This window comes from Pseudomonas sp. Tav-5-1A (assembly GCF_055755055.1).
The window spans coordinates 3,280,420-3,304,915 of the sequence record NZ_CM146901.1; the positions used below are offsets into that span (position 1 = coordinate 3,280,420).

Genomic DNA, 24,496 nt, shown 5'->3' on the forward strand with positions numbered 1-24,496 from the left:
CTCACCGCTGGCCGTGGGCCTTGAGCCGGTAGGCCAGTTGCGGCCGGGTCATGCCCAGCTGGCGCGCGGCCGCCGAGAGGTTGCCGCCGCAGGCGTGCAGCACCTGGTGGTACTGCTGCAACTGTTGCTGCCGCACTGCCTGCCGCAGCGGCGCCGCGCCTACGCAGGCGTGCGCCTGTTCCCCACCCGGGAACACATGCTGGGGGCCGATGGCGCCATGGGAGGGCGCGGCGATCACCCCGCGCTCTACCAGGTTCTGCAGCTCGCGCACGTTGCCGGGGTAGTCGTGGGCCAGCAGCGCCTGCACCGCCGCGGCGCTGAAGCCGCTCACCGGTTTGCCATGCAGCTGGGTGAAGTGGGCGAGGAAGTGCTCCATCAGCAGTGGCAGGTCGTCGCGCCGCTCGCGCAGCGGCGGCAGGTGAATGGGGAAGACGTTGAGGCGGAAGAACAGGTCCTCGCGAAAGGTGCCCTGGGCAATGGCCGCCCGCAGGTTGGCGTTGGTGGCCGCCACCACGCGCACGTCCACCTTGATCGGCCGGGTGCCACCCACCCGCTCTATTTCCCCTTCCTGCAGCGCCCGCAGTAGCTTGGCCTGGGCGCCCAGGCTCAGGGCTTGCACTTCATCGAGAAACAGCGTGCCGCCCGCCGCCCGTTCGAAGCGGCCGGCGCGGTCATGGCTGGCGCCGGTGTAGGCGCCCTTCTGCGCGCCGAACAGCTCGGCGTCCAGCAGGCTCTCCGGCAGCGCCGCGCAATTGACCGCCACCAGCGGCCGGTTGGCGCGGGGGCTGAGGCGGTGCAGGCACTGGGCGAACACCTCCTTGCCTACCCCCGACTCGCCACTGAACAGCACCGTCGCCCGGGTGGGCGCCACTTGCGCGATCTGGTGGCGGGCCAGCTGGAAGGCCGTGGAGATGCCGATCATTGCTTCCTGGGGATGGCTACAGGCGGCGACCGGGGCCTGCGCCGGCAGTTCAAGGCCGGGCGCGTCGCCGGCGGTATCACCGACGATGCGGCAGGCATGCCCGCCCGCCGCCACGCATTCGACCTCGCGGAACACCACCGGCCGGCCCAGGAAGGCGCTGGCATAACCGGCGGCGTAGCCCAGGGTCATCCAGCACACCGCCTGGTCACCGACGCCATGGCTGGCCAGGTGTTCGTGGGCCTCGCGGGACTCGTGCCACAGGTACTCGCCGTGGAAATGCCCCTGTGCAAGGTTCAGCTCCAGCTGCAGGGTCTGCACCCGCACGATGCCTTGCAGCGCGTGCAGCCGGCCGCCGGCAATAAAGGCGCTGCGCGGGTCCGAACCGGGCCAGCGCTTGCGCACGCGCAGGGCATCCTGGCTGCCGGCGGCGTGGCCGATGCGCGTCAGCACGCGCTGGGCGCCGTCCTGGCCGAGGCTGTCGATCAACTCCTGGCGCAACGCGCCCAAGGCCGTTGAATGCAGCATGACCATGCTCTGGTCGTCCAGCCAGATGCGCGCCTCCTCGTCCGAGAAACGCAGGCACTGGCGCAGGTCCGCCGGGGTCGGCGTGCTGCGTTCATAGGCCAGCAGCGAGTGTTCCATACCCTCTCCTTGTTATTGTTGTGCGTTGATTCATACCGCAATACGTATCAGCAAGCCCTCAGCGAAAATCCCCCGCGCGAATCGAAAACCGCTCCATCTTGCCGTACAGTCCCGCCCGCGACACCTTCAACAGCTGCGCCGCCACCCGCACGTTGCCGCCGGTGCTGCGCAGGGCGCCGATGATCGCGCTCATCTCCTGGGTGCCCAGGTCCATGCCGCTCGCCTGCTCCTGGCCCGCCTCGCGGCGGCCCCTGTGCATCAGTTCCAGCGGCAGGTCGGCTGGCTCGATCAGGCTGCCGGAGGCCATGTGCACCGCCCGCTCCACCGCGTTCTCCAGTTCGCGCACGTTGCCCGGCCAGCCATGGGCGGCCAGCACCTCCAGGGCCGCCGGGGCGAAACCGCTGACCGCCTTGCGCAACGACTGTGCGCACCGCTGCAGGAAGTGCTGCGCCAGCAGCGGAATGTCCTCGCGGCGCAGGCGCAGCGGCGGCACGCTGAGGTTGAGCACATTCAGACGGTAGTAGAGATCTTCGCGAAAGGCGCCCTCGGCCACGGCCTGGCTCAGGTTGCGGTGGGTGGCGGCGATGATGCGCACGTCCACCGGCCGCGATTTGCGCGCGCCCACCGGCGTCACCTCGCCTTCCTGCAACACGCGCAGCAGGCTGACCTGGGCGTCGAAGGCCATGTCGCCGATCTCGTCGAGGAAGATGGTGCCGCCGTCGGCCAGCTCGAACTTGCCCGCCGAGCCGCCGCGGGCCGCGCCAGTGAAGGCGCCCTCGCTGTGGCCGAACAGCTCGCTCTGCACCAGGTCACGGGGAATGGCCCCGCAGTTCACCGCCACGAAGGCGCCGGCGCTGCGCGGGCTGGCGTTGTGAATGGCCTGGGCAAACAGCTCCTTGCCGGTGCCGCTTTCGCCCAGGATCAGGGTGGTGGAATCACTCTGGCTGGCGATGCGCCCCAGGCGCAGGGCGTGCTGCATCACTGGCGAGCCGCCCAGGATGGTGTCGAAGGTATAGCGCGCCTGGGCGCCCATGATGCGCCGGGTGATCTCGCGGATGCGCCGGTTCTCGCGCACCGACACCACCCGCCCCTGGCGCCCCACCAGGCACACCGACACCAGGCAGGCCAGCTGGCTGCCGTCGTGCAGCTGGAAGGTGCAGTCCAGGTCGCGCAGGCCGTCGCCGGCGTGCTGGCAGATCTCGGCATTGAGGTCGCTGCGGCCCAGCTGCGCGAAGGGGCTGCCCACCAGCTCCGGGCCGGCCTTGAACAGCTGGCGGGCGTAGTGGTTGAGGGCCTTGATGCGCCCCGCCTCATCGAGCACCACCAGGCCTTCGTTGAGCAGTTCCAGCACGCTGCGCTGTTCCTGCAGCAGGCCCTGCAGCGCCAGCTGCCGGGAGATGGCCTCGCCCGCCGCCTGCACCGTGCCCAGGGTGTGGAAGTGGAACCAGCCGGGCTCGGCGGTCAGGGTCAGGATGGCCAGGGTGCGGCCCTTGGCGTCGCGGATCGGCGCGGCGGCGCAATGCATGCGGCGTTGGCGCAGGGCGCTGGCGAAGTTTTCCTCGGCCAGCACGTACACCAGGCGGTCCTCGGCAATGGCCAGGCCGGTGCAGTTGGTGCCCTGGGTGGACTCCAGCAGCTGGCTGCCGATGGGCGTCAGCTCCAGGCCGCAGAAGCACAGGGTGGTGCCTTCGGCGTCGGTGAGGTTGATGTGGCCGCGCGGGTTGTAGGCCAGCAGGCCGCCCATGATCTCCATCGCCGTGTCGATCAGCAGCCGGTGCTCGTGCAGCTTGGCGGTCAGGCGTTGGGGGCTGACGAAGCGGTAGGCGGCGTCTTGCGGGTCGATGCCGGCGGCGCAGCTGCGCCGCCAGGATTCCCAGATCAGTGGGCGGACCTTGGGCGGCCGCGCCGTTTGCCCCTCCAGGCAAGCCTGCCAGGCCTGTTCGAGGCCGGCGACGGGGCCGTCGCTGAGCTCGCGGGGGTCGAGGGTGGTGATGTAGTCGAGGGCTTCCTGGGTCAACTCCATGGGCGTCATCGCGGGCCTTGGCAGTGTCTGGATTCTGGACATGTCAGTGTAGACATGTCTTGGAAATAGACACCCCCAGGCCATGCAAAACCCATAAAGCCCAAGGCAATCAGCAACTTATGGCGCTGGCACAGGCCTTGCTCTCTCCCTGTCCAAGCGTGACCACGCTTTCGCCCAACAACAAAAAAGGAGCGTCATCGATGAGCAAGATCATTCGCCTGGGCCTGATCGGCGCCGGCCGCATGGGCAGCTTCCACGGCCAGACCGCCGCACTGCATATTCCCGGCGCCTGCCTGGCCGCCATTGCCGACCCCACCCCCGGCCAGGCCGCGCGCCTGGCCGGGCAACTGGGCGTGCACAAGGTCTACACCGACCCGCAGCAGCTGCTCGACGACCCGGACATCGACGGCGTGCTGATCGCCGCCCCGGCCCGCAGCCACGCGGAACTGGTGATCAGCGCCGCTCGCGCCGGCAAGGGCATCTTCTGCGAAAAACCCATGGCCATCACCCTTGATGAGGCCGACCGCGCCATCGCTGCCGCCGCAGACGCCCGGGTGCCGTTGCAGGTGGGCTTCAACCGCCGCTTCGCCCGCAGCTTCCGCCAGGCGCACCTGGATGTGGCCGGCGGGCGCATCGGCACGCCGCAGCTGCTGCGCTCGGTCACCCGTGACCCGGCGCTGAACAACCCGGCGGGCATTGGCCAGTGGGTGATCTTCCTGGAAACCCTGATCCACGACTTCGACGCCCTGCGCTACCTCAACCCCGGCGCCCAGGCGGTGGAGGTGTTCGTGATGGCCGACGCGCTGGTGGCGCCCGCCTTCAAGGCCAAGGGCCTGCTGGACACCGCCGTGGTCACGATTCGCTTCGACAACGGCGCCATCGCCACCGCCGAGGCCAACTTCCAGGCCGTGTACGGCTACGACGTGCGCGGCGAAGTGTTCGGCAGCGCCGGCATGCTGACCATGGGCAGCGTCGCCCAGTCCGAGCTGGTGCGCTACCTGGCCGACGGCATCCAGGCCGACACCCAGCGCCTGGACACCGACCTGCTGCGCGACGCCTACGTGGCCGAGCTCAACCACTTCGTCGGCTGCCTGCGCACCGGTGCCACGCCGCTGGCCAGTGGTGCCGACGCCCGCGCCGCGCTGGCCATCGCCCGCGCCTGCATCGAGTCCGTGCAACAGGGCAAGGCCATCCAAGTGGCGGGGGTGTCGGCATGAGCCACTGCCCGTTCACCCTCGCCATCAGCGCCGAAATGGTCTTCCTCGACCTGCCGTTGGTGGAGCGCGTGCGGCGCATTCATGCGCAGGGCTTCGCCGCCGAGATCTGGGACTGGACTAACAAGGACATCGCCGCGCTGGTGGCCACCGGCGCGCGCTTCACCTCCATGACCGGCTACATCGAGGGCAACCTCACCGAGGCCGACGGCATCCAACGCCTGCTGGAAACCGCGCGCGAGTCCCTGGGCGTGGCCGAGCAACTGGGCTGCCCCAGCCTCAACCTGCACGGCACCGGCCTTGGCGAAGGCGGCTTGCCGGTGCGGCCGGTGCAGGTCACCACCGGGCGCATGTGGCTGCAGGCCTGCAAGACCCTGGAGCAGCTCGCCCGCCTGGGCGAAGCGCACGGCAAGGTGTTCCTGCTGGAAAACCTCAACACCGCCGTGGACCACCCCGGCGTGCCGTTCGCCCGCGCCGAGGACACCCTGGCCCTGATCGAGGCCGTCGGCAGCCCGCACCTCAAGCTCAACCTGGACCTGTACCACGCGCAAATTGGCGAGGGCAATCTGATCGAACTGCTGCGCCGCGCCGGCCCCGCCATCGGCGAGATCCAGGTGGCCGACGTGCCCGGGCGCAGGGAGCCCGGCACCGGCGAGATCAACTACCCGGCCATCGCCAGGGCCCTGCACGCGCTGGGCTACACCGGCGTGGTCGGCCTCGAAGGCTGGGCCTCGGGCGACTCGGTGCTGGCGTTGCAGCGGTTCCGCGAGGCGTTCACCTTGCACCTTTAAGCCTGTACTCCACCCCATAACAACAACAGGACACTCCCCATGCGTAGCTCCAGACTGCTTCTTGCCGCCGCTGCCTTGCTGGCCAGCCAGCTGGCGTTGGCCGACTACCGCGTCGGCATCACCATCGCCAAGGTCGACGACAACTTCATGACCTATATCCGCAACAACCTGGTGGAGGCCGCCAACGAGCAGCACATCCAGGTGCAGGTGCAGGACGCCCAGGGCGACGTGGTGCGCCAGCTCAGCCAGGTGGAAGACTTCCTGGCGCAGAAGGTCGACGCCGTGATCGTGCTGCCGGCCGACACCGCCGGCGCGGTGAACATCACCCGCGCGGCCACCGCCGCCAAGGTGCCGCTGGTGTACGTCAACCGCCGCCCGGACGAGAAAACGCTGCCACCCGGCGTGGCGGCGGTGACCTCCAACGACATCGAGGCCGGCCAGCTGCAGATGCGCTACCTGGCGGAAAAAATGGGCGGCAAGGGCAACCTGGCGATCATCATGGGCGACCTGGTGAACAACGCCACGCTGGGCCGCACCGAAGGGCTCAAGCAGGTGCTCAAGCAGTACCCGGACATCAAGATCGTCGGCGAGCAAACGGCGCTGTGGCAGCGTGACAAAGGCATGGACCTGACCAGCAACTGGCTGCTGGCCGGCACCCGCATCGACGGCATCGCCGCCAACAACGACGAGATGGCCATCGGCGCGGCCATGGCCTTGAAGCAGGCGGGCCAGAAAGATACCCCGGTGGTGGGCATCGACGGCCTGCCCGATGGCCTGGCCGCCATCGACAAGGGCCTGCTCGCCGCGTCGGTGTTCCAGGACCCCAAGGCCCAGGCCCAAGCCGCGGTGGCCATCGCGCTGAAGATGATCCAGGGCGAACAGGTGAGTGGCGACACCTTCGTGCCCTTCCAGCTGATCAAGCCTGACCAGGTGCCGCTATTCGCGGCGCGCTTCAAGTAGCCACTGCTTGCCGCTTGCCTCGGGCGAGCGGCAACCTCCCTGTTCGTGTACCCTGCCCCGCGTCGTTAGAATGAAAGGGGCTGCCACCGTGCCGACCACACCCCTCGCTGCGCGCGAGGTTTACCAAGTGCTGCGCGACGTCGCCATGGGCGAACGCCGCTTGCAACGGCTGGACGCCGTGACCTTCGACGTCGATGGCTGGGTGGTGAAATTGCACAGTGACGGCAGCGCGCTGGAATATTGCGAGAGTTGCCTCAGTACCGATGCACGAACCTATCTGTTCGACGCCTCGAAGTCCTTCGGCAGCAACCCCGTGGAGCTGTTGAGCGCCTGGGAGCGGGCGCAGCTGGAGCGGATGCTTAAAGACGAATAACCGCCCTCAGCTGGGGCGCGCGTCCAACGCTTGCTCCTTCAGCAGCCCTTGTACCACTTGTTCGATGTAATCAAGCACCTGCGGTTGCACCGAATACTGATATTGCTTGCGTCGATTTTTGGAAACCACGCCATTGTTGGATAGGCACATCATCACAAGGTTGGCCAAGTCGCTGCCGCGCACGTCGTAGGCCTCGTTCACGGCCTTGACGGCGGCATCATAGTTTTCCAGGAAAATAGTCGCCTCGCGAAGTTCGACCTCCAGCGCCCGCTTGGCCATTTCCAAAGTGAACCTGACTCCGGCGGTTGCATCCCAAAACCGATAGATCGCAGGGTCACCCGTAAAGTCGAAGGAGTACTGGCCATGGTCGATCCAGCGGACATCCCAGAACTCCCGCGCCGGGCGCGAGAATTGCTGCAGCGTCTCCAGATACAGGCGCTCCTCGCGCTTCATGGCCACTGAAACCGGCAGTAGCAAACCATTGCTAAGCACACCCGCACGACACAGGGTTTGATGAATCAAAAAGCGGGAAAGGCGGCCGTTGCCGTCCATAAAAGGGTGCAGGAAAACGAAGCCGAATGAAATGACGCCTGCTGCTACCAGTGGGTCCAGACGCTCTGAAGACGAATTTCCCAACTTCATCAGTTCCAGCATCAGCTCCCGACAAAGTTCTGGCTCCGGTGGAACATAAGTGACTCCCGCCGCGCCCTGAAGGCCGCTTGCCAGATGGTTTTGCTCGTGCCGAAATGCGGCGGCCATGTCGAACGGGTTTGAAATGGTCGCGTTCTGCAAGTGGACCAGATAGTCCTCGCTCAGCGGAATCTGCTCATGTGCCTGTTTGAGCAACTGAATGAATTTGCGCGCTTTGTCTTCGCTGGGTGATTCTTTCTCTATGGCAAATGAATCCTGGGTTTCATGAAGGTAAGCCCAGTTAATCGCTCGATCCATCATGCCCGAGGGCAGCGCTCGAATGAACTCCTGGGCCCGTGCGAGAATATCGTGCGCAAGCAACGCTACAATTTCAGGGGTGCGTTCGACTGTGGCGCAATACGCCAGCGAGCCAATGCCATTGAACTCGACACGCCATCGAGAGTTTCGCTCGCCCGGCATGGTTATGTAGAGGGCCGGGTCGAATAGAGGAACGAATGCACCTCGTACAGGAGCGTGCTGGCGCAGTTCTTGGGCGCTAAAAGCCTCACGCAGAAAACAGGCTTTGCGGATATAGATACCGTTGGGCGCCCTTTCCAGTTCCGTTTCGAACATGGCCGCCGGAATTCGAGGCAACGCCTGCGCCAGAATGGCAAGGTCAAGCCCCTCGTGCTTGAGCGCGAAGAGCACATGGCCTAGCAGGTCATCGGCTGCTGGCGCAATGGTAGGCGGCACCGCAAGGGTTTGGCCGATCTGCTTGATGCGGGTGACTGGCTGGACCCTGGCCGGCCGCCGCACAGCAAAAGCGGAAAGCTGCAGGGATTCCTGCAACCAGGCATATCCAGCTGAGTTCATGGCATAAATCCTTAATTGCTCGCGTCGCCGGGCATTTTTTCTTCAGCGACCCAAGAAAATCTTAACTTAAGGGGATTATCACCATTTTTTCTTCACTCGCCAGCGCTCCCGGCGAAAATTGCGTGGCCTAAGCGCTCAGCGCGTCAACATGATCTTCAACCCCAACCCGATAAACACCGTGCCCGCGACCCGATCCAGGATCACCCCCGCCTTGGGCCGACGGTTCAGCCATTGCCCCAGCGCGCCAGAAAAATAGCCCAGCAGCCCGAACAGCAGCGCCGCCTGCAGGGTGAAGGTCAGCCCCAGCTGCGCCACCTGGGCGCCAACGCTGCCGTTGCCGGCGACCACGAACTGCGGCAGGAACGACAGGAAGAACAGCACCACCTTGGGGTTGATGGCGTTGGCGAAGCAGCCTTTGAAAAACAGCTTTGCCAGCGACTCGTCCGCGACGTTGACTGCGCCGACCTTCACCGCGCCAGAGCTGCGCCAGGCGTTGTAGCCCAGCCAGATCAGGTACAGGCCGCCGGCGATCTTCAACAGGGTGAACGCGGTAGGCGACGCGGCGATCAAGGCGCTGACGCCGACCACCGCCAGCAGCGTGTGGCTGAGGCAACCAAAGGCGCAGCCCAGGCCAAAGGCGATGCCCTGGCGCCGGCCCTTGGACATGCCCATGCCCAGCACCATCAGGTTGTCCGGACCGGGCGTGGCGGTGATCAGCAGCGCGGCTGCGAGGAATCCGAGGAATTGCTGCAAGGTCAACATCGTCAGGGCTGCTCCGCAAAAGCACCCATGTTACTGCATCAAGGCTCCAGCCAGGCAACGCTGGGCAGCGCCGTGCGGTTGATGCCTACCACGTCGCAGAACTCCAGGATCGGCAGCACGTAGGTCACCACCCGCGCGCCGAAGCTGCCGTCGGGGCGCTGGCGTGCGGCGCGGCACAACGGGCCGGCGCGCTCGGGGTCCTGGTTGGCCTTGACCTCGATGGCATTGGGGCGGTCGAGGTGGCCGTTGCTGGCCAGGTAACCCAGGGTCTGCTCGAAGGCCCGGCGCGGCAGGCGCACGCGGGTGGCACGCTCGGCGCCGGTGAACACGTCGATGTGCGTCTCGCCGCCCTCGCCCACGAGGAAATTGCGCTGGCCGCCGGGTGTCAGCAAGGAGGCGCCAGCGGCGTCGGTGATGGCCTGCCAGAGCGCGGGCGAGACGTGGGGAGCGGGCATAAATCGAGTCCATGAAAAAACGGGGCGCCAGTGTGCCACGCCGCATCAAAACCGCCTAGAACCACCACCCCGTAGCAGCTGCCGAAGGCTGCGTCCTGGGCCACCGCGGCGCTCGTCGACGCGGCACGGCGGAGCACACATGTACTCCACCTTCCTTAACCCAGCCCCGCCACATACGCCCACGGGTAAATCCCGCGGTCATGCCCATCGCTGAACACCACCTGCAGCCCATACCCTTGGTCCACCACCTGGGTGATGCGCACCTCAGGGTTCACCACGTCGATTCGCCCACGCAGCCGTGCAGCTCGGCAGTGGGAACAGGGGCAGCGTGCGCGCAACTGGCCATGGGTGAGCACCTGTACCCTGCCGCCGGGCCACTCCACCTTCAGCACACCGCTGTGCGCGGTGTTGCGCACGGCCAGGGGCGTGCTCATGGCTGTAGCTGCGACAAGGCGATGCGCACGGCCTTGCGCACTTCGGGGTCGCCATCGTTTTCGGCCGCCCACAGGGCTGGCAAGGCGCGGGCGTCGCCGAACTCGCCGAGGGCCAGGGCTGATTCCTTGCGCAGGTTGCTGATGCTGTGCGCCAGCAACGCCTCGACCGCGGCCCGTGCCGGGCGGTATTTGAGGCGGCCCAGGGAGCGCACGGCGCGCAGGCGCACTTGCCAATAGGCGTCGTCTGCCGCAGCTACCAACGCCGGGCCGGCGCCGTCGTCGCCGACCTTGCCCAACGTGCTGGCAGCTTCCTCGCGCACCCGCCAGTGCGGGTCGCCCAGCGCGGCGGTCAGGGCGTCGGTCACTGCCGGGGTGCTGGCAAAGCCAATGGCGCCGGCGGCCATGCGTCGTACCTCCAGGTCGTCGTCGTTGGCCAGGTGTCGGGCCAGGTCGGCCAGCGCTTCGGTGTGCTTCAACCACCCCAGAATGCCCACGGCTTCGCGGCGAATGTCGGCGGCAGCGTCCTGCAACGCTTCGCGGGCCACCTCGGCGCTGTCCGCCAGGCGCAGCTCGCGCAAGGCGCGCAAGGCACTGGCACGCACGAAGGGATCGGCGTGGCGCGCCCAGGGCAACACCCAGCGCCCGGCGGCTTCGGTCTTCAGCTGGGACAGGCTTTGCGCGGCGGCTTCGCGCACCTGGGCGTCGGTGTCGGCCAGGGCTTCGCACAGGCCGGCTACTACCGGCTGTTCTTCCCAGGCTTCCAGCAGGCGCGCGGCTTCGGCGCGCACGCTGGCGGCGGGGTCGTGCTTGAGGGTGGCGACGAGCCACGGCAGGCTGTCGGGGTCTTCAAGGTCGGCCAGGGCGATCACGGCGATGCGCCGCACCACCGGGTCGGCGTCTTCCAGGCGCGGTTGCAGGCCAAGGATATCGGGGTTGTCGGTGCTCAGGCTCATGGTTGGCTCACAGTGCAATTCGGGACAGGTCGTGTGGCAGGGGCAGGCCCAGGGGTGTCAGGCGCGGCAACGGCGGCGCGTCGGGGCCGTGTTCCAGCAGCTCCAGGCAGTGGCGCTTGAGGGCGACGAACTCGGGGCTGGTCAGCAGCCCTGGTTGGCGCGGCCGCCGGAACGGCAGCTGCAGGTCGGCGATGAAACGCCCGGGCCGGGCGCTCATCACCAGGATGCGGTCGCCCAGGAACAACGCCTCATCGATGTCGTGGGTGACGAACACCACGGTAGTGCCGATGCGCCCCCAGATATCCAGCAGCAGTTGCTGCATGCGCGCACGGGTCTGCGCGTCCAGGGCGCCAAAGGGCTCGTCCATCAGCAGCAGGCGCGGCCGGTTGATCAACACCCGGGCGATTTCGGCACGCTGCTGCATGCCGCCCGAGAGCTGCCGCGGCCAATGCCCGGCAAAATCCTCCAGGCCCACCCAGCGCAGCATTTCCAGGGCCTGGCGATGGCGCTCGGCAGTGGCCACGCCTTGCATCTTCAGGCCGAAGGCGACGTTGTCGAGCACGCTGCGCCAGGGCAGCAAGGTGTGGTGCTGGAACACCATGCCACGGCTCGGCGATGGCCCGTCCACCGCAATGCCGTCCACGCGCAGTTGGCCACTGCTGGGCTGCAGGTGGCCCGCCAGGGCGCCCAGCAAGGTGGATTTGCCGCAACCCGAAGGCCCCAGGATGCACACGAACTGGCCCGGCTCGATGCTGAAATCCAGCGCCTGCACCGCTTCGAACGCCTCGGCACCAGCGCCCAGGCGAATGCCCACGCGTTCGCCTTCAATGCGCCCGGCACTCATTGCTGCGCCCCCGCCTGGCTGTGCCATGGCATGCACCAGGCGCCCAGGCGTTTCACCAGCAGGCTGCTGAGCAGCCCGAACAGGCCGATCAGCAGCATGCCGACCATGATGTCCGCGTAGTTCTGCAAGGTGTACGACTCCCAGGTGTAATAGCCCAGGCCCCATTGCCCGGAGATCATTTCGGCGGTCACCAGGCAGAACCACGAGGTGCCCATGCCGATGGCAAGGCCGGTGACGATGCTGGGCCCGGCGCCCGGCAGCACCACTTCGCGCAGGATGGCCAGCCGCCCTGCCCCCAGGCTGCGGGCCGAAGCCACCAACCGGCGGTCGACGTTCTCCACGCCGTGCACGGTGTTCAGCAGGACCGGGAACAGCGCGCCGGTAAAGGTGATGAAGACCATCGACAGCTCCGATGAGGGGAACATCAGGATCGCCAGGGGAATCCACGCCACCGCCGGAATCGGCCGCAGCACTTCCAGTGGCGGCAGCAGCAGGTCGGACGCCCAGCGCCAGCGGCCAATCAATACACCCAGCGCAACCCCCAGCAGCGCCGCCGTGGCATAGCCGGCCGCCACCCGCGCCAGGCTGGCGGCCACGTGGCGGGCCAGGGCGGCGGACGACAGCAGTTCGTGCAGCGCCGCGAACACCTCGCCCGGGGTGGGCACGTTGCGAAAGGTCACTAACCCCAGGTCCAGGTGGTGGCCGGCCGCGACCTGCCAGAACAGCAGGCAGGCCAGTATCGACAGCCCGCGCAGGCCCCAGCGGGCCGGGTTGGAATGGCTCATGGCTGGTCCTCAGCGCGCAGTCAGCGCAGCGGTGCCGGTAACGCCGGCGAAGTCCAGCACCTGCCCGCCGCGGCTTTGCGCATCACGGCTGGCCTGGTCCTTGAGCAGGAAGGCGTCGACCCGGCCCTGGGCGGTCTTGACGAACCAGGCGTCGTCGGCCAGCAGCTTGATGCCGCTGTCGCTGGCCTGGGCGTAGAAGCCACGGATCGGCGTGCCCGCCTGCTTCAGCGCCGCCAGTTGCACCAGCGCCTCTTCAGGCGTGGCATAGCTGCGCACCTTGGCTTCACCCTTGACCCAGATTTGCGCCACCCGCTTGAAATCGGTGATCGGCTGGCCGGTCACGGCGTCCTTGGCCACCAGCGGCTGCGGCGCATAGTTGGCGAGGGCCTTGGCGTAATCGACGCCGCTGGCCTTGAAGGCTGCCCGCAGGTACTGGTCGTCGATGAAGGTGTCGGTGTTCAAGCCACGGTCAGCCTTCTTCAACAGCTTGAGCGTATCGATGGCGGTGCTCACGGCCTGACGGTATTCAGGCTTCCAGGTCAGGTCGCGGGTCTGCAGGCCCAGCGGGCCGTGGTACAGGTAGTTCACCGCAGCGTCGATGCCGGTGACTTTTTCGATCAGCTCGCTGTACTGCTCCGGCTGCTCGGCCAGCAGGCGGTTGGCTTCCAGCGTGGCTCGCAGGTAGGCGACGACGATCTCCGGGTACTGGCGGGCAAAATCCTGTTCCACCAGGGCGCCATGGAAGGTCGGCGCCTTGGCTTGCGAGCCGTCGTAGATCTTGCGCGCAAAACCTCGGCTGACGAACAGCTCGGCGAACGGCACGAAGTCGGCGTGGGCGTCGATCTTACCCGCCTGCAGCGCCGAGCCGGCCACTTCCGGCGGCTGGGCGATGATGGTCAGGTCGCGCTCCGGGTCCCAGCCCTGGGCCGCCACGGCGCGCAGCAGCATGCCGTGGGCCGTGGAGGCGAACGGCACGGAGACGGTCTTGCCCTTGAGTTCGGCAATCGACTGCACCGACGAGTCCTTGGGCACCACGATACCGTTGCCGCTGCCCTGCACGCTGCCCGACAACACGTTGATAAACAGGCTGTGATGCCCCGCCGCCTCATGGGCCACGCCGTTGAGGGCGCCGGGGAAATCGGCCATGGCGCCGAAGTCCAGCTTGCCAGCGACCATCTCGTTGGTCAGGGGCGCGCCGCTGGTGAAGTTCTTCCACTGGATGTCGTACTGGGCGTCCTTGTACTGGCCGTCATGGGGCAAATACTTCTGCAGCAGGCCCAGCTCACGAATCATCAGGCCACCGGCGGCGCAATTGATGGTGGTGTCCTGGGTGCCGATGGCAATGCGGATGGTCTGCGCCTGGGCGCCGAAAGCGGTGGCCGCCAGCAGCAGGCCGGCCAGTGTGGTACGAAGCATCATAGGTTATCCCCTCGGCGGGTGTTCAGCGCAACAGGTAAGGAATTTCCACTTTCACCGCGCCCGTGGGGCAGTCGGTTTCGCAGGGCATGCAGTACCAGCATTCATCGAACTGCATGAACGCCTTGTGGGTGGTGGGGTCGATGGCCAGCAGGTCCATCGGGCAAACGTCGACGCACACGGTGCAGCCCTTCTCGGCAATGCACTTGTCGCTGTCCACGGTCACCGGGGCGGTGCTGCGGAAGAAAATATCCTGGGGGGCAAAGGCCATGGTGCGGTCCTCGATGGCGGGCAGAAGTCAGGCAGGTTGGCCGGGGGCCACCCGCAGCCGGTTGTAGGCGGTGCGCTCGTCGTTATCCAGGGCCACCACATAGGGTTCCACCGGTCGCTTGAAACTGACCATGCGGCCATCGGCGTCCTTCTTCAGGTGGCAATGGCAGAACCAGTCGGCATCGTTGCGCAGCGGGTGGTCCACCCGGTGGTGGTACAGGCCCCAGCGGCTTTCCTTACGGAACAGCGAGGCGCGCGCGGCCATTTCCGCGCAGTCGCGAATCACCGTCACTTCCAGGGCGCGCATCAGTTCGTGGGGGTTGCTGGCCTTCATGCTGGCCAGGTCCGCCTCGATCTGCGCGAAGCGCTGCAGGCCGATCTCCATCTTGCGGGTGACCTTGGGCGGCTGCAGGTAATCGTTCACCATGCGCCGCAGCTTGTATTCCACCTGCGCTGGCGGCAGGCCGTGTTCACGCAGCAACGGCGCGTAGACCCGCGCCTGTTCAGCCGCCACCTGCTCGGCAGACGGCGCCTGGAAAGCCACGGTGGCCACGTGGTCGGCAGCGTTGACGCCGGCGAACCAGCCGTAGGTAAAGGCACCGAGCATGTAGTTGTGCGGCACTGCGGCCATATCGCCCGCCGAGTACAGGCCTTTCACCGAGGTTTCCGCACGCTCGTTCACCCACACGCCCGAGGCGCTGTGGCCGCTGCAGAAGCCGATTTCGGAGATGTGCATTTCCACCATCTGCTGGCGGTAGTCGGTGCCGCGCCCGGCGTGGAACTGGCCACGGCTGGGGCGCTCGTTGCTGTGCAGGATCTGCTCGATGTTCTGGATGGTTTCTTCGGCCAGGTGGTCCAACTTGAGGAACACCGGGCCGTTGCCGCCTTCGAGTTCCTGGTGGAACTCCCACATCATCTGGCCGCTCCAGTAGTCGCACTCGATGAAACGCTCGCCCTTGTTGTTGGCGGTGTAGCCCCCCAGCGGGCCGGTGACGTAGGCGCAGGCCGGGCCGTTGTAGTCCTTGATCAGCGGGTTGATCTGGAAGCACTCCAGGTTCGCCAGCTCCGCGCCTGCGTGGTAGGCCATGGCGTAACCGTCGCCGGCGTTGGTGGGGTTCTCGTAGGTACCCATCAGGTAGCCGGACGCTGGCAGCCCCAGGCGCCCGGCAGCGCCGCAGCAGAGAATCACCGCCTTGGCCTTGATCACGTGGAAGTCGGCGGTGCGGCAGTCGAAGCCCATCACGCCGCTGACCGCGCCTTCGCTATCCGTCAACAAACGGGTGGCGATGACCCGGTTGGTGATCTCGACCCGCGCCCGCTTGAGCTGGCGGTACAGCACCTTCTTGATGTCGTGGCCTTCGGGCATCGGCAACACGTAGGCGCCCATGTGGTGCACCTTCTTCACCGCGTAGTCGCCGGTCTCGTCCTTTTCGAACTTCACGCCCCAGCGGTCGAGCTGCTCGATGGTTTCGAAGCTGTGTTCGGCGTAGGCCAGCACGGCCGTCTGGTTGACGATGCCGTCATTGGCGACGGTGATTTCCTTGGTGTACTGCTGCGCCGTGGCGTGGCCGGGAATGACCGCGTTGTTGAGGCCGTCCATGCCCATGCTGATGGCACCGCTGCGCTTGACGTTGGCCTTGTCCAGCAGCAGCACGCGCAGGTCGCGGTTGCGCTCCTTGGCCTTGATGGCCGCCATGGGGCCGGCCGTGCCACCGCCGATGACGACGATGTCGTACTCGCGCTCGATTGTCTTGAACTCGGTCATCCCCTGCTCCTCTTGCGCGGCACCCAACAGGTCGCCGCCGCACCTTGATGTAACTTGTTATAACAAGATAAGGGAGGATGTTATTGGTTATCACGGGGGAGCCGTAAATACTGTTTGGCTATAACGATATATTGGCTGTCAGCGGTCGATGCGCAGACGGTACTGGAACGCGTCGCCGCGGTAATACAGGTATTCGAAGTCCAGCGGCTGGCCGTCGGCGGTGTGGGTCAAGCGCTCGATGCGCATGATCGGCGCCTTCGCCTTCACGCCCAGCGCAGCAGCCATGGCTGCATCGGCTTCGGTGGCGTCGATGGCAAGGTCCGCATGCCCCAGGGCGATGTCCAGGTCGTTTTCCAGAATCAGGAAAATGTCGCGGGTGGCCAGGTCCGCCGAGGCCAGGCGGCGCCCCACCGCTTCGGGCAAGTAGGTGATTTCCAGGGACACGGGCTCGCGATTGACCAGCCGCACCCGGCGAATCTCCGCCACTGCTTGCCCCTCCTCCAGCCCCAGCCGCTGAGCGACGATGGCATCCGCCGGCACGTACTCGAAGCCACACATGCGGTTGACCACTTCGTGCCCGGACGCCGCCAGCGCTTCGGCCAGCCCTTGCAGTGAACTGACGTTCTGGAATGCCTTGGGCTTGGACACAAAGGTGCCCTTGCCGTGGATCTTGAAGATCAGCCCTTCTTTCTGCAGGTCGCCCAGCGCCTGGCGCACGGTAATGCGGCTGACGCCGAACGCTGCGCCCAGTTCGCTCTCCGAACCCATGCGGCTGCTGGGCGGGTAGGTGCCATCCAGAATGCGCGAGCGCAGGTGTTCCTTGAGTTGCGCGTACAGCGGCACGGGGGACTGGCTGGTGAGTTTGGCGGGCGGCTCAGGTGTCATGGGGTGTCGCTTGGCAGTGAGGGAGATGAACGGGCGGTAGACTACCTTAGCTAGGGTGAGCATTTCACCCTGCTTGACGGCTCGGTGGCCAAGTACGACACCACTAGGACCGTGGGCACGCGGCGCCTGAGGACGCGGCCTTGGGGCCGCTGCTACGGGGTATGACGGCGGTCAAAGCCGGCCGAAGTTGATCCCCAGCGGCACGTTGAGTGCGTAACCACATCCAACCAGCAGCATCATGATGACCACCCAGTTAAATCCTCGGGAGGCCAGGATGGTTTGTCGGTAGTGTTTCCGATACAGCCACGTCCAATGCGTAGCCACCAGCAAATAAGCCCCCCCGGCAGCCAGCCACATCAATTTCCCGCCGGGCGTTTTTTTCCATAGCAGCATCAACGCCATGACAGCCAGGCTACCGCCGATACCCAGCCAGGTCTTGAAGCCGATCCGTACCTGTTCCCCACTGAAATACCTGAACAGGCGAACCAGGCCAAACAGTCCCCACCACAGAAATAAGGGGATAAGCAGCAAGACCAGCAATGACACCGCGCCAAAGGCAAACAGCGCGATGAGCGGCACGTAGCGGAAGGACAAATACGCATAGACGCACATCAGCGGACAGATGACGCCGTAGAGCTGCAGCTGCACCAGCCGAGGGTGATAACGGAAAAAACGGTCCATGTAGGTTTCCTTGATCGTCCAGGTCATTGGCGCCCGAAGCGCCAGCGCAGCCTAACGACATGGGCCGGCGCCGTGCGATAAACCAGCCGCCGCTTCAGCAACCGTTCAGCACTCCTGTAGCAGCGGCCCCAGGCCGCGTCAGGGAGCGTGAACATGAAAGATATCGTTATGCCATCACCCATGGTTGCCCTGTCCCGCCCTGCCCCCGATAATCAAGCCCTCTGAATACCCCCAAGCAAGGAACCGCTGTGAAAAAAGCTTTATTGTTGGTGCCGTTGTTCGCCCTGTTGCTGCAAGGCTGTGGCGCCACCATGACCCCCTACGAGCCCAACTTCGATAACGTCCAGACCCTCAAGCAGCACGCTCCCCTGCAACCGGTGACCCCGGCCCAGGTGACTGCGGCGCCGGGCCAGGGCTCGATGTTCGTGCGCATGAACCCCATCAGCTCCCCCAGCGGCAGCATTGCCGGCCACGTGCAGGACGCGCTCAACGGTGAGTTGGCCCGCGCTGGGCTGGTTAACCCGCAGTCGCCACGCCATCTGAATGTGCTGGTAACCGAAACCAACCTGGCTGCAGGCCTGGTGACAGGCAATGGCACCCTGGCGGCGCGGTTCACCTTGCTGGACGGTTCGGTGGTGAAGTATGACGCTACCAAGACGGTGAACAGCGAGTGGAGCAGTAGTTTTTTCGGGGTGATTGCCGTCGCGAATGCGGCGAATGCTTATAACCCGCTCGTGCGTGACCTGCTCAAAGCGCTGTACAGCGATCCGTTGTTCACCCAGGCGCTGGCGCAGAAGTAATTGCGGTAGCTCTCGATGTGATCTGGCTTTTGATCTTGATCTTGCTTGTGATCTTGATTGTATGCCCCGTAAAGCGCCAGGGCCGACTGGAGGCGTCGATCAACGGGCTGCCCGAAGGGCCGAGGCCGCAGGCCGAAGAGACGGTAACCCGCAGGCTTCTATAGCGGGTGCCGTCTGCCCGTTGAGCGGCGCCGGAAGGAGGGGACCCGTAGCGCAGCGGAGGGCCCAAGCAGGGGCAAGCGTTTTTTGCTTACTTTTTTTGGCGTTTGAAAAAAAGTGAGTCGCCGTAAGGGCGAAACGGTCAGTGGTCGCACCACAAAAATGGATATGTTCGAAATCGCCGAAGCGGGATACAGAATCCGCGAACATATCCATTACTACGGGTGATGCAAAATCACCTTTTCGGCCTTACGCCGAGTCACTTTTTGACAAACGCCTCAAAAAGTAACCAAAAAAGGCTTGCCCCTGCTTGGTCCCTCCGCTTCGCTGCGGGTCCCCTCCTTCCGGCGTCGCCCAAGCGGCCGACGGCCCGGAATAGAAGCGCCTCCGGTTCCGTCTTCCCTGGCTACGCCAGGGACCGCTTGGCCAACGCCTCCAGTCGGCCCTGGCGCTTTATGGGGCACACAATCAAGATCAAAGGCCGCACGGGATCAAGATCAACGGCGGTTTTGCGGCGCGCGAACTTGCTTTATGCACGCGGAACACGCACATCCAACCCCGAATACTTCAAACTCTGCCGATCCACCATCTGCTTGAGCAACGCATTCACCTGCCGCGTAAACGTATCACTCACCGCCTCCTTCGGCGTATTCGCCATCAGCGGCACAAACAACACCCCCATCCAGGTATTGATCGCATCGTGGTTGCTCTCGGTGCTCAACGTTTTGCCCTGCGCATCCTGCGCTTCCAGGGTCATGGTGTACTGGTCGGTGCCCAGCGCCGGCACCAGCATCAGGGTGAAACCGCTCAGGAACGCCCAAACCACCTGGCCACCGCTTGGCGGGTGGTTGTAGACCTTCAAGTGCAGGGTGTAGTCACCCGGCTGCTTGTTGAATTCGTCCAGGGTTACCCGGCCGAACAGCTTGGAGTCGTTCAGCAACTTTTCCAACTGCGGCCGCAACTGGTTGCGCGCCTGGGGCACTTCCACTGCGTTGCTGCTGCCTGGCGTGCCCTGGTAGAAATCGAAATCCACGAACACGTTAGGTTTGTTGGTGTAGCTGGCCATGGACGGCATCGTCACCGGCGCCACTTCGTCCTTGGTAAAGCTGGCGCAGCCGCCCAGGGTGAGCGAAACGGCCAGGGCCAGGGTTTTTGCGAACTTCATGGGTAACTTCCTTGGTCAAATAGCAAAGTATCCAGGCGACACTTTTTCCAGATTCGCGGGCTTGGGGCGCCGCGCGGGTGAGCATTTTGCCATCACCCCCCGGAGCGTCAATAAACCAGTGTCACAAAACCGACAAGTTTCATCTTGCCCTCGCCAGCCCCGCTCAAGGCGCTTGATCCCGAGGCAATAGCGCGTGCAGACTGGCCGACAGTCCAATGACAACGAAAAAAGGATGTTGCATGCGAACGTTCGACCTGATTCGCGCCGCCGTGCTACCCGAGTTCAAGGAGCGCGTGGCCGACTACCTGATCGAGTACGAAGACGTGCTGCGCGCGAACACTGCCGACCCGGAAACCCTGCGGGCGGTGGCCAATCAGCTGCGCGGGTACTTGCGTGGGTTGAACACGGTGCGGGTACTGGGGATGGCGGACTGGGAAGAGCTGGACCGGCGCGTGGTGACGACCTGGCTCAGCTAGGGCACCCTTGCCCCAGTCAGCGACCCTTCCTGGGCTGCCACCCGGGTGCTGCTGGGGCAAGTGTGTGATACCGACTGCGCTCTGTGCACGCCAGGCGAGCGATGGGGGAAAGCGGGCCTGGCAAAGCATCTGGAGCACTTTCAAAGTACGCCAGCCGATGTGAAAAATACGTGATAGGAAGGGGCTGTCGCTGCCCTTTGTGTCTAATTATTTCCAGCCCCACATAAAACCCCTAGCAGCCTGCGGCAGCGGCTACGGGGCGGCACTGGCGCCACGTCGGGCCACCCGGCTGGCCGCTAGTTGCAGGGCGCTGCACAGCACGAAATAGACCAGCGCCACGAACAGGAAAATCTCCACCGGGTGCACCATCACCCGGTTGCTCACCTGTGTGGCCTCGTAGGACAGCTCCCCTACCCCGATCACGTAGGCCAGCGAGGTGTCCTTGATCAGCGACACCCACTGGTTGAGGAACGAAGGCAGCATCAGCGGCAGCGCCTGGGGCAATATCACCAGCCACAACACCTGCGCCGGCCGCAGCCCCAGCGCCCTGGCCGCCGCCCATTGGCCGGCCGGCAGGCTGTTGATGCCCGCCGCCACCGAGTGCGACAGGTACGCGCCGCCGATCAGCGACAGCGCGCACACCACCGTGGCCAAAGCCGGCACGTTGACGTGGAACAGAATCGGCAGCAGGAAATAGCTCCAGAACATCAGCATCAGCACCGGAATCGCCCGCAGGAAACCCAGCACGCCCACCAACACCCAGCGCAGCCAGCCACGGCTGATGACCAAGGCAATGCCGCCCATCAGCCCCAGCACGCCGGCGGCGACGCCCGACAGCAGGCTCAGCAGCAGGGTCAGCGCCGCGCCGCCCAAGGGGCCGTCGGGGTAGGCGCCCCACATGAAATAGCCGAGGTTGTCGACGATGACGGAAAAGTCCATGGCTCAGGCCACTCCCCGGCGGTAGCGCCGACTGTGTTGGATCAACTGCCCTGCCGCTTCGATCAGGGCGATGGTGAGGATGTACAGCAAGGTTGCGTAGCCGAACGCCTGAAAGGTCTTGAAGGTCTCGGTCTCCACCTGCCGCGAGGTGTAGGACAGTTCCGCCAGGCCAATGGCCATGGTCAGCGACGAGTTCTTCACCGCGTTCATGTACTGGCCCAGCAGCGGGCCCAGGGCCGTGCGCAAACCCTGGGGCAGCACCACGTGCAGCCACACCTGCGCCGGGCGCAGGCCCAGGGCCAGGCCGGCGGCGCGCTGTTCCTTGCGCACCGAGTCGATGCCGGCGCGCAGCTCTTCGGCGACGAAGGCGGTGGTGTACAGGGTCAAACCCCAGAAGCCGGCGATGAATTCAAACGATGGCCACTCCGCCGCCAGCGGTCCCAGGGCCAGGCTGCGCGGGGTGTTGAGCCAGGTCACCAGGCTGTCGGGCAGCAACGCGGTGACACCGAAATACCAGAAGAACAACTGCACCAGCAGCGGCGTATTGCGGATCACCAGCAGGTAGGCCCGCGCCGGCCACGCCAGCAGCCGCGACGGCGCGCTGCGCGCCAGGTACAGCAAGGCGCCCAGCACCGTGGCCACCAGGCACACCAGCAGCGACAGCCCCAGGGTCAGCAGGAAGCCGTCGGCCAGCCACTGCAAATAGCGGGGGGCAAGCAATTCACCAAACATGTAGGCGCGTATCCAGGTCAAACGAAACCAGGCACGCGCCCGTGCAGGCGCATGCCGTGTGCAGTCACAAGGGCGGGATCAGCCCTTGTCGCCGATCTTGAACAGGCGCGCCAGTGGCGTGTTGGTGGTCGGGCCGAACCAGGTGTCATAGATCTTCTGGGCCTGGCCGTCTTTCTCCAGCGCCACCAGGGTGTCGTTGACGAAGTTGGTCAGGGCGGTCTCGCCCTTGGGCAAGCCCACGCCGATCAGGTCGTCGGAGATGGTGAAAGGTGGCACTTCATATTTGTCGCGGTCCGGCACGTTGGCCAGCAGGCCGATCAGCTTCGGGCCGTCCTGGGTGATGGCCTGGACGTTGCCGTTGCGCAAGGCGGTGAAGGCAAACGGCGTGTCGTCGTAGGCCACCACCTTGGCGCCGGGGAATTTCTCGCGCAGCACGCCTTCGTTGGTGGTGCCCTTGTCGACGCCCACGCGCCAGGTGTTGAGGTCGCTCTCGTTCTTGAGCGTGCCCTTCTTGACGATGAACTGCTGCCCCGAGGCGAAGTACGGGGTGCTGAAGTTGACCTGCTCGGCGCGTTCCTTGGTGATGGTGAAGTTGGCCAGCACCAGGTCGACCTTGTTGGCCACCAGCAGCGGCACGCGGTTGGCCGGGTTGGTGGGCTGCAGTTCCAGCTTCACGCCCAGCTTGGCGGCGATGGCCTTGGCGTAGTCCACGTCCAGGCCGGCGAGCTGCTTGGTCTTGGTGTCGATGAAGCCGAACGGTGGGTTGCTGTCGAAGGCGGCGACGCGCAGCACGCCGGCTTTCTTGATGTCTTCAAGACGGTCGGCGTGGGCGATACCGGACAGCAACGCCAGGGACAGGGCCGCAAGGGCAGTAAGTTTTTTCATGGGCTCGACTTCCTGTAGGGGCAGATAGGCAAAGTGCCTGCACCAGAAGTCTTGCAGCAAGGCTAAAAAACCAAAAGGAATATAATATTATTTGTTTATATTCTTAAGGAATATAAAACACGGCTAGCGGTGCGACAGGATATTGGCCAGCAACCCCGGGTAACGGCTCTCCAGCGCCGCGCTGCGCAGCGAGTTCATGTGCGTGGTGCCGACGTTGCGGGTCTGCACCAGCCCTGCCTCGCGCAACACGCGGAAATGGTGGGACATGCTCGATTTCGGCCGCCCGCCGTCCAGCTCGCCGCAGGTGGCTTCGGGCACGCCGGCCAGGTGCCGGACGATGTCCATGCGCACGGGGTCGCTCAAGGCGTACAACAGCCGCTCGAGGGTGAAGTCTTCGGGATTGGGGTGGGTATAGGCTCGCATGGCGCACATGATATCGAGGCTTCCATAAATTGCCATAGTTCGATTATGATCGAACAAGCGAAAATAGCTATCCCCTGGAGTTTTCCCATGTCTGCATTGTTCCAACCCTTCACCCTGAAGGACGTGACGCTGCGCAACCGCATCGCCATCCCGCCCATGTGCCAATACATGGCCACCAACGGCCTGATCAACGACTGGCACCACGTGCACCTGGCGGGCCTGGCCCGTGGCGGCGCCGGCCTGGTGGTGGTCGAAGCCACCGCCGTGGCCCCCGAAGGCCGCATTACCCCGGGCTGCGCCGGCATCTGGAACGACGAGCAGGCCCAGGCGTTCGTGCCCGTGGTGCAGGCCATCAAGGCCGCAGGCTCGGTGCCGGGCATCCAGATCGCCCACGCCGGCCGCAAGGCCAGCGCCAACCGCCCGTGGGAAGGTGACGACCACATCGCCGCTGGTGACCCCAACGGTTGGGACACCATTGCGCCGTCCGCCATCGCCTTCGGCCACCACCTGCCGAAAGTGCCGCGCGCCATGACCCTGGACGACATCGCCCGGGTCAAGCAGAACTTCGTCGACGCCGCACGCCGCGCCCGTGACGCCGGTTTTGAATGGATCGAGCTGCACTTCGCCCACGGCTACCTGGGCCAGAGCTTCTTCTCCGAACACGCCAACCAGCGCACCGACGCCTACGGCGGCAGCTTCGACAACCGTAGCCGCTTCCTCCTGGAAACCCTGGCCGCGGTGCGTGAAGTGTGGCCGGAGCACCTGCCGCTGACCGCCCGTTTCGGCGTGATCGAATACGACGGCCGCGACGAGCAGACCCTGGCCGAGTCCATCGAACTGGCCCGCCGCTTCAAGGCCGGTGGCCTGGACCTGCTGAGCGTCAGCGTCGGCTTCACCATCGCCGAGACCAACATCCCGTGGGGCCCGGCGTTCCTCGGCCCGATCGCCGAGCGCGTGCGCCGCGAGGCCGACCTGCCGGTGACCTCGGCGTGGGGCTTTGGCACCCCGCAACTCGCCCATGACGCCGTCAGCGCCGGGCAGCTGGACCTGGTGTCGGTAGGCCGGGCCCACCTGGCCGACCCGCACTGGTCGTACTTTGCGGCGAAGGAGCTGGGCGTGGACAAGGCCTCTTGGACCCTGCCAGCCCCTTACGCCCATTGGCTTGAGCGTTATCGTTAAGCCCTGACGCGGCCTGCGGCCGCTGCTACGTAATGTGGGAGCTGGTTTGCCAGCGAGCTG

At 65.4% G+C, this 24,496-nt stretch carries 26 protein-coding genes; 7 read left to right on the plus strand and 19 right to left on the minus strand.

Features of this window, described 5'->3' with window-relative positions; translation table 11 throughout:
* Position 1 precedes the first annotated feature (1 nt).
* On the minus strand, positions 2-1,564 hold the full coding sequence (locus tag AC0J42_RS14970) for a sigma 54-interacting transcriptional regulator (RefSeq protein WP_473006767.1): 1,563 nt from the start codon (positions 1,562-1,564) through the stop codon (positions 2-4).
* Positions 1,565-1,622: 58 nt separating this feature from the next.
* Entirely contained in the window at positions 1,623-3,596 is a 1,974-nt protein-coding gene (locus tag AC0J42_RS14975) for a sigma-54-dependent Fis family transcriptional regulator (RefSeq protein WP_473006864.1), read from the minus strand.
* A gap of 191 nt (positions 3,597-3,787) precedes the next feature.
* On the opposite strand from AC0J42_RS14975, the gene AC0J42_RS14980 reads away from it, so the two are divergent.
* The 4 genes from AC0J42_RS14980 to AC0J42_RS14995 all read left to right on the plus strand — a co-directional run bounded on the left by AC0J42_RS14980 (position 3,788) and on the right by AC0J42_RS14995 (position 6,925).
* A complete protein-coding gene (locus AC0J42_RS14980) occupies positions 3,788-4,804 on the plus strand; it encodes a Gfo/Idh/MocA family oxidoreductase (RefSeq protein WP_473006768.1) in 1,017 nt (338 codons plus the stop codon).
* Positions 4,801-5,592: a TIM barrel protein gene (locus AC0J42_RS14985; protein WP_473006769.1), complete on the plus strand. Its 792-nt coding sequence runs from the start codon at positions 4,801-4,803 to the stop codon at positions 5,590-5,592. The genes AC0J42_RS14980 and AC0J42_RS14985 overlap by 4 nt, the downstream gene beginning before the upstream one ends.
* Before the next feature lie 39 nt (positions 5,593-5,631).
* The gene (locus AC0J42_RS14990; protein ID WP_473006770.1) at positions 5,632-6,552 is read left to right on the plus strand and encodes a substrate-binding domain-containing protein; all 921 of its coding nucleotides are present in this window, start codon (positions 5,632-5,634) and stop codon (positions 6,550-6,552) included.
* A gap of 88 nt (positions 6,553-6,640) precedes the next feature.
* Positions 6,641-6,925 carry a DUF7693 family protein gene (locus tag AC0J42_RS14995; RefSeq protein WP_473006771.1) on the plus strand — a complete coding sequence of 95 codons (285 nt, stop codon included), beginning with the start codon at positions 6,641-6,643 and terminating at the stop codon, positions 6,923-6,925.
* A gap of 6 nt (positions 6,926-6,931) precedes the next feature.
* On the opposite strand, the gene AC0J42_RS15000 is transcribed toward AC0J42_RS14995, so the two are convergent.
* The 12 genes from AC0J42_RS15000 to AC0J42_RS15055 all read right to left on the minus strand — a co-directional run bounded on the left by AC0J42_RS15000 (position 6,932) and on the right by AC0J42_RS15055 (position 17,678).
* A complete protein-coding gene (locus AC0J42_RS15000; RefSeq protein WP_473006772.1) occupies positions 6,932-8,428 on the minus strand; it encodes a Fic family protein in 1,497 nt (498 codons plus the stop codon).
* 135 nt (positions 8,429-8,563) lie between these two features.
* On the minus strand, positions 8,564-9,190 hold the full coding sequence (locus tag AC0J42_RS15005) for a LysE family translocator (RefSeq protein ID WP_473006773.1): 627 nt from the start codon (positions 9,188-9,190) through the stop codon (positions 8,564-8,566).
* Between the two features lie 38 nt (positions 9,191-9,228).
* Positions 9,229-9,645, minus strand: coding sequence for a hypothetical protein (locus AC0J42_RS15010; RefSeq protein WP_473006774.1), 417 nt, complete (start codon positions 9,643-9,645; stop codon positions 9,229-9,231).
* Positions 9,646-9,800: 155 nt separating this feature from the next.
* Complete coding sequence (locus AC0J42_RS15015) at positions 9,801-10,079, minus strand: DUF971 domain-containing protein (protein WP_473006775.1); 279 nt, start codon at positions 10,077-10,079, stop codon at positions 9,801-9,803.
* A complete protein-coding gene (locus AC0J42_RS15020; RefSeq protein ID WP_473006776.1) occupies positions 10,076-11,032 on the minus strand; it encodes a HEAT repeat domain-containing protein in 957 nt (318 codons plus the stop codon). Before AC0J42_RS15020 ends, AC0J42_RS15015 begins: the two co-directional genes overlap by 4 nt.
* 7 nt (positions 11,033-11,039) lie before the next feature.
* Positions 11,040-11,903, minus strand: a complete 864-nt coding sequence (locus tag AC0J42_RS15025; protein ID WP_473006777.1) for an ABC transporter ATP-binding protein — start codon at positions 11,901-11,903, stop codon at positions 11,040-11,042.
* Positions 11,873-12,661 (minus strand): ABC transporter permease, encoded by a 789-nt coding sequence (locus tag AC0J42_RS15030; protein ID WP_473006778.1) that lies wholly within the window; start codon positions 12,659-12,661, stop codon positions 11,873-11,875. Before AC0J42_RS15030 ends, AC0J42_RS15025 begins: the two co-directional genes overlap by 31 nt.
* A gap of 9 nt (positions 12,662-12,670) precedes the next feature.
* Positions 12,671-14,080, minus strand: a complete 1,410-nt coding sequence (locus AC0J42_RS15035; protein WP_473006779.1) for an ABC transporter substrate-binding protein — start codon at positions 14,078-14,080, stop codon at positions 12,671-12,673.
* A gap of 22 nt (positions 14,081-14,102) precedes the next feature.
* Positions 14,103-14,348 (minus strand): 4Fe-4S dicluster domain-containing protein, encoded by a 246-nt coding sequence (locus AC0J42_RS15040; RefSeq protein ID WP_416424347.1) that lies wholly within the window; start codon positions 14,346-14,348, stop codon positions 14,103-14,105.
* A gap of 27 nt (positions 14,349-14,375) precedes the next feature.
* Positions 14,376-16,112: a fumarate reductase/succinate dehydrogenase flavoprotein subunit gene (locus AC0J42_RS15045; protein ID WP_473006780.1), complete on the minus strand. Its 1,737-nt coding sequence runs from the start codon at positions 16,110-16,112 to the stop codon at positions 14,376-14,378.
* Positions 16,113-16,250: 138 nt separating this feature from the next.
* The gene (locus tag AC0J42_RS15050; RefSeq protein ID WP_416427609.1) at positions 16,251-16,997 is read right to left on the minus strand and encodes a GntR family transcriptional regulator; all 747 of its coding nucleotides are present in this window, start codon (positions 16,995-16,997) and stop codon (positions 16,251-16,253) included.
* A gap of 171 nt (positions 16,998-17,168) precedes the next feature.
* On the minus strand, positions 17,169-17,678 hold the full coding sequence (locus AC0J42_RS15055; protein WP_416424349.1) for a hypothetical protein: 510 nt from the start codon (positions 17,676-17,678) through the stop codon (positions 17,169-17,171).
* Between the two features lie 248 nt (positions 17,679-17,926).
* On the opposite strand from AC0J42_RS15055, the gene AC0J42_RS15060 reads away from it, so the two are divergent.
* Positions 17,927-18,478 (plus strand): hypothetical protein, encoded by a 552-nt coding sequence (locus tag AC0J42_RS15060; RefSeq protein ID WP_416424350.1) that lies wholly within the window; start codon positions 17,927-17,929, stop codon positions 18,476-18,478.
* Positions 18,479-19,166: 688 nt separating this feature from the next.
* Here AC0J42_RS15060 and AC0J42_RS15065 read toward each other — a convergent pair.
* The gene (locus AC0J42_RS15065) at positions 19,167-19,802 is read right to left on the minus strand and encodes a hypothetical protein (protein WP_473006781.1); all 636 of its coding nucleotides are present in this window, start codon (positions 19,800-19,802) and stop codon (positions 19,167-19,169) included.
* A 239-nt stretch (positions 19,803-20,041) separates the two neighbouring features.
* Here AC0J42_RS15065 and AC0J42_RS15070 point away from each other — a divergent pair, with 239 nt between their 5' ends.
* Positions 20,042-20,278 (plus strand): hypothetical protein, encoded by a 237-nt coding sequence (locus AC0J42_RS15070; RefSeq protein WP_473006782.1) that lies wholly within the window; start codon positions 20,042-20,044, stop codon positions 20,276-20,278.
* Between the two features lie 252 nt (positions 20,279-20,530).
* Here AC0J42_RS15070 and AC0J42_RS15075 read toward each other — a convergent pair whose 3' ends face one another.
* From AC0J42_RS15075 to AC0J42_RS15090, 4 genes are all read right to left on the minus strand, one after another.
* Positions 20,531-21,217, minus strand: coding sequence for an amino acid ABC transporter permease (locus AC0J42_RS15075; RefSeq protein WP_473006783.1), 687 nt, complete (start codon positions 21,215-21,217; stop codon positions 20,531-20,533).
* Positions 21,218-21,220: 3 nt separating this feature from the next.
* Complete coding sequence (locus AC0J42_RS15080; RefSeq protein ID WP_473006785.1) at positions 21,221-21,949, minus strand: amino acid ABC transporter permease; 729 nt, start codon at positions 21,947-21,949, stop codon at positions 21,221-21,223.
* A 78-nt stretch (positions 21,950-22,027) separates the two neighbouring features.
* On the minus strand, positions 22,028-22,834 hold the full coding sequence (locus tag AC0J42_RS15085; protein ID WP_473006786.1) for an ABC transporter substrate-binding protein: 807 nt from the start codon (positions 22,832-22,834) through the stop codon (positions 22,028-22,030).
* Positions 22,835-22,957: 123 nt separating this feature from the next.
* Complete coding sequence (locus tag AC0J42_RS15090) at positions 22,958-23,293, minus strand: ArsR/SmtB family transcription factor (protein WP_416424356.1); 336 nt, start codon at positions 23,291-23,293, stop codon at positions 22,958-22,960.
* 51 nt (positions 23,294-23,344) lie between these two features.
* On the opposite strand from AC0J42_RS15090, the gene AC0J42_RS15095 reads away from it, so the two are divergent.
* Positions 23,345-24,436: an NADH:flavin oxidoreductase/NADH oxidase gene (locus AC0J42_RS15095; protein WP_473006787.1), complete on the plus strand. Its 1,092-nt coding sequence runs from the start codon at positions 23,345-23,347 to the stop codon at positions 24,434-24,436.
* Positions 24,437-24,496: the final 60 nt, after the last annotated feature.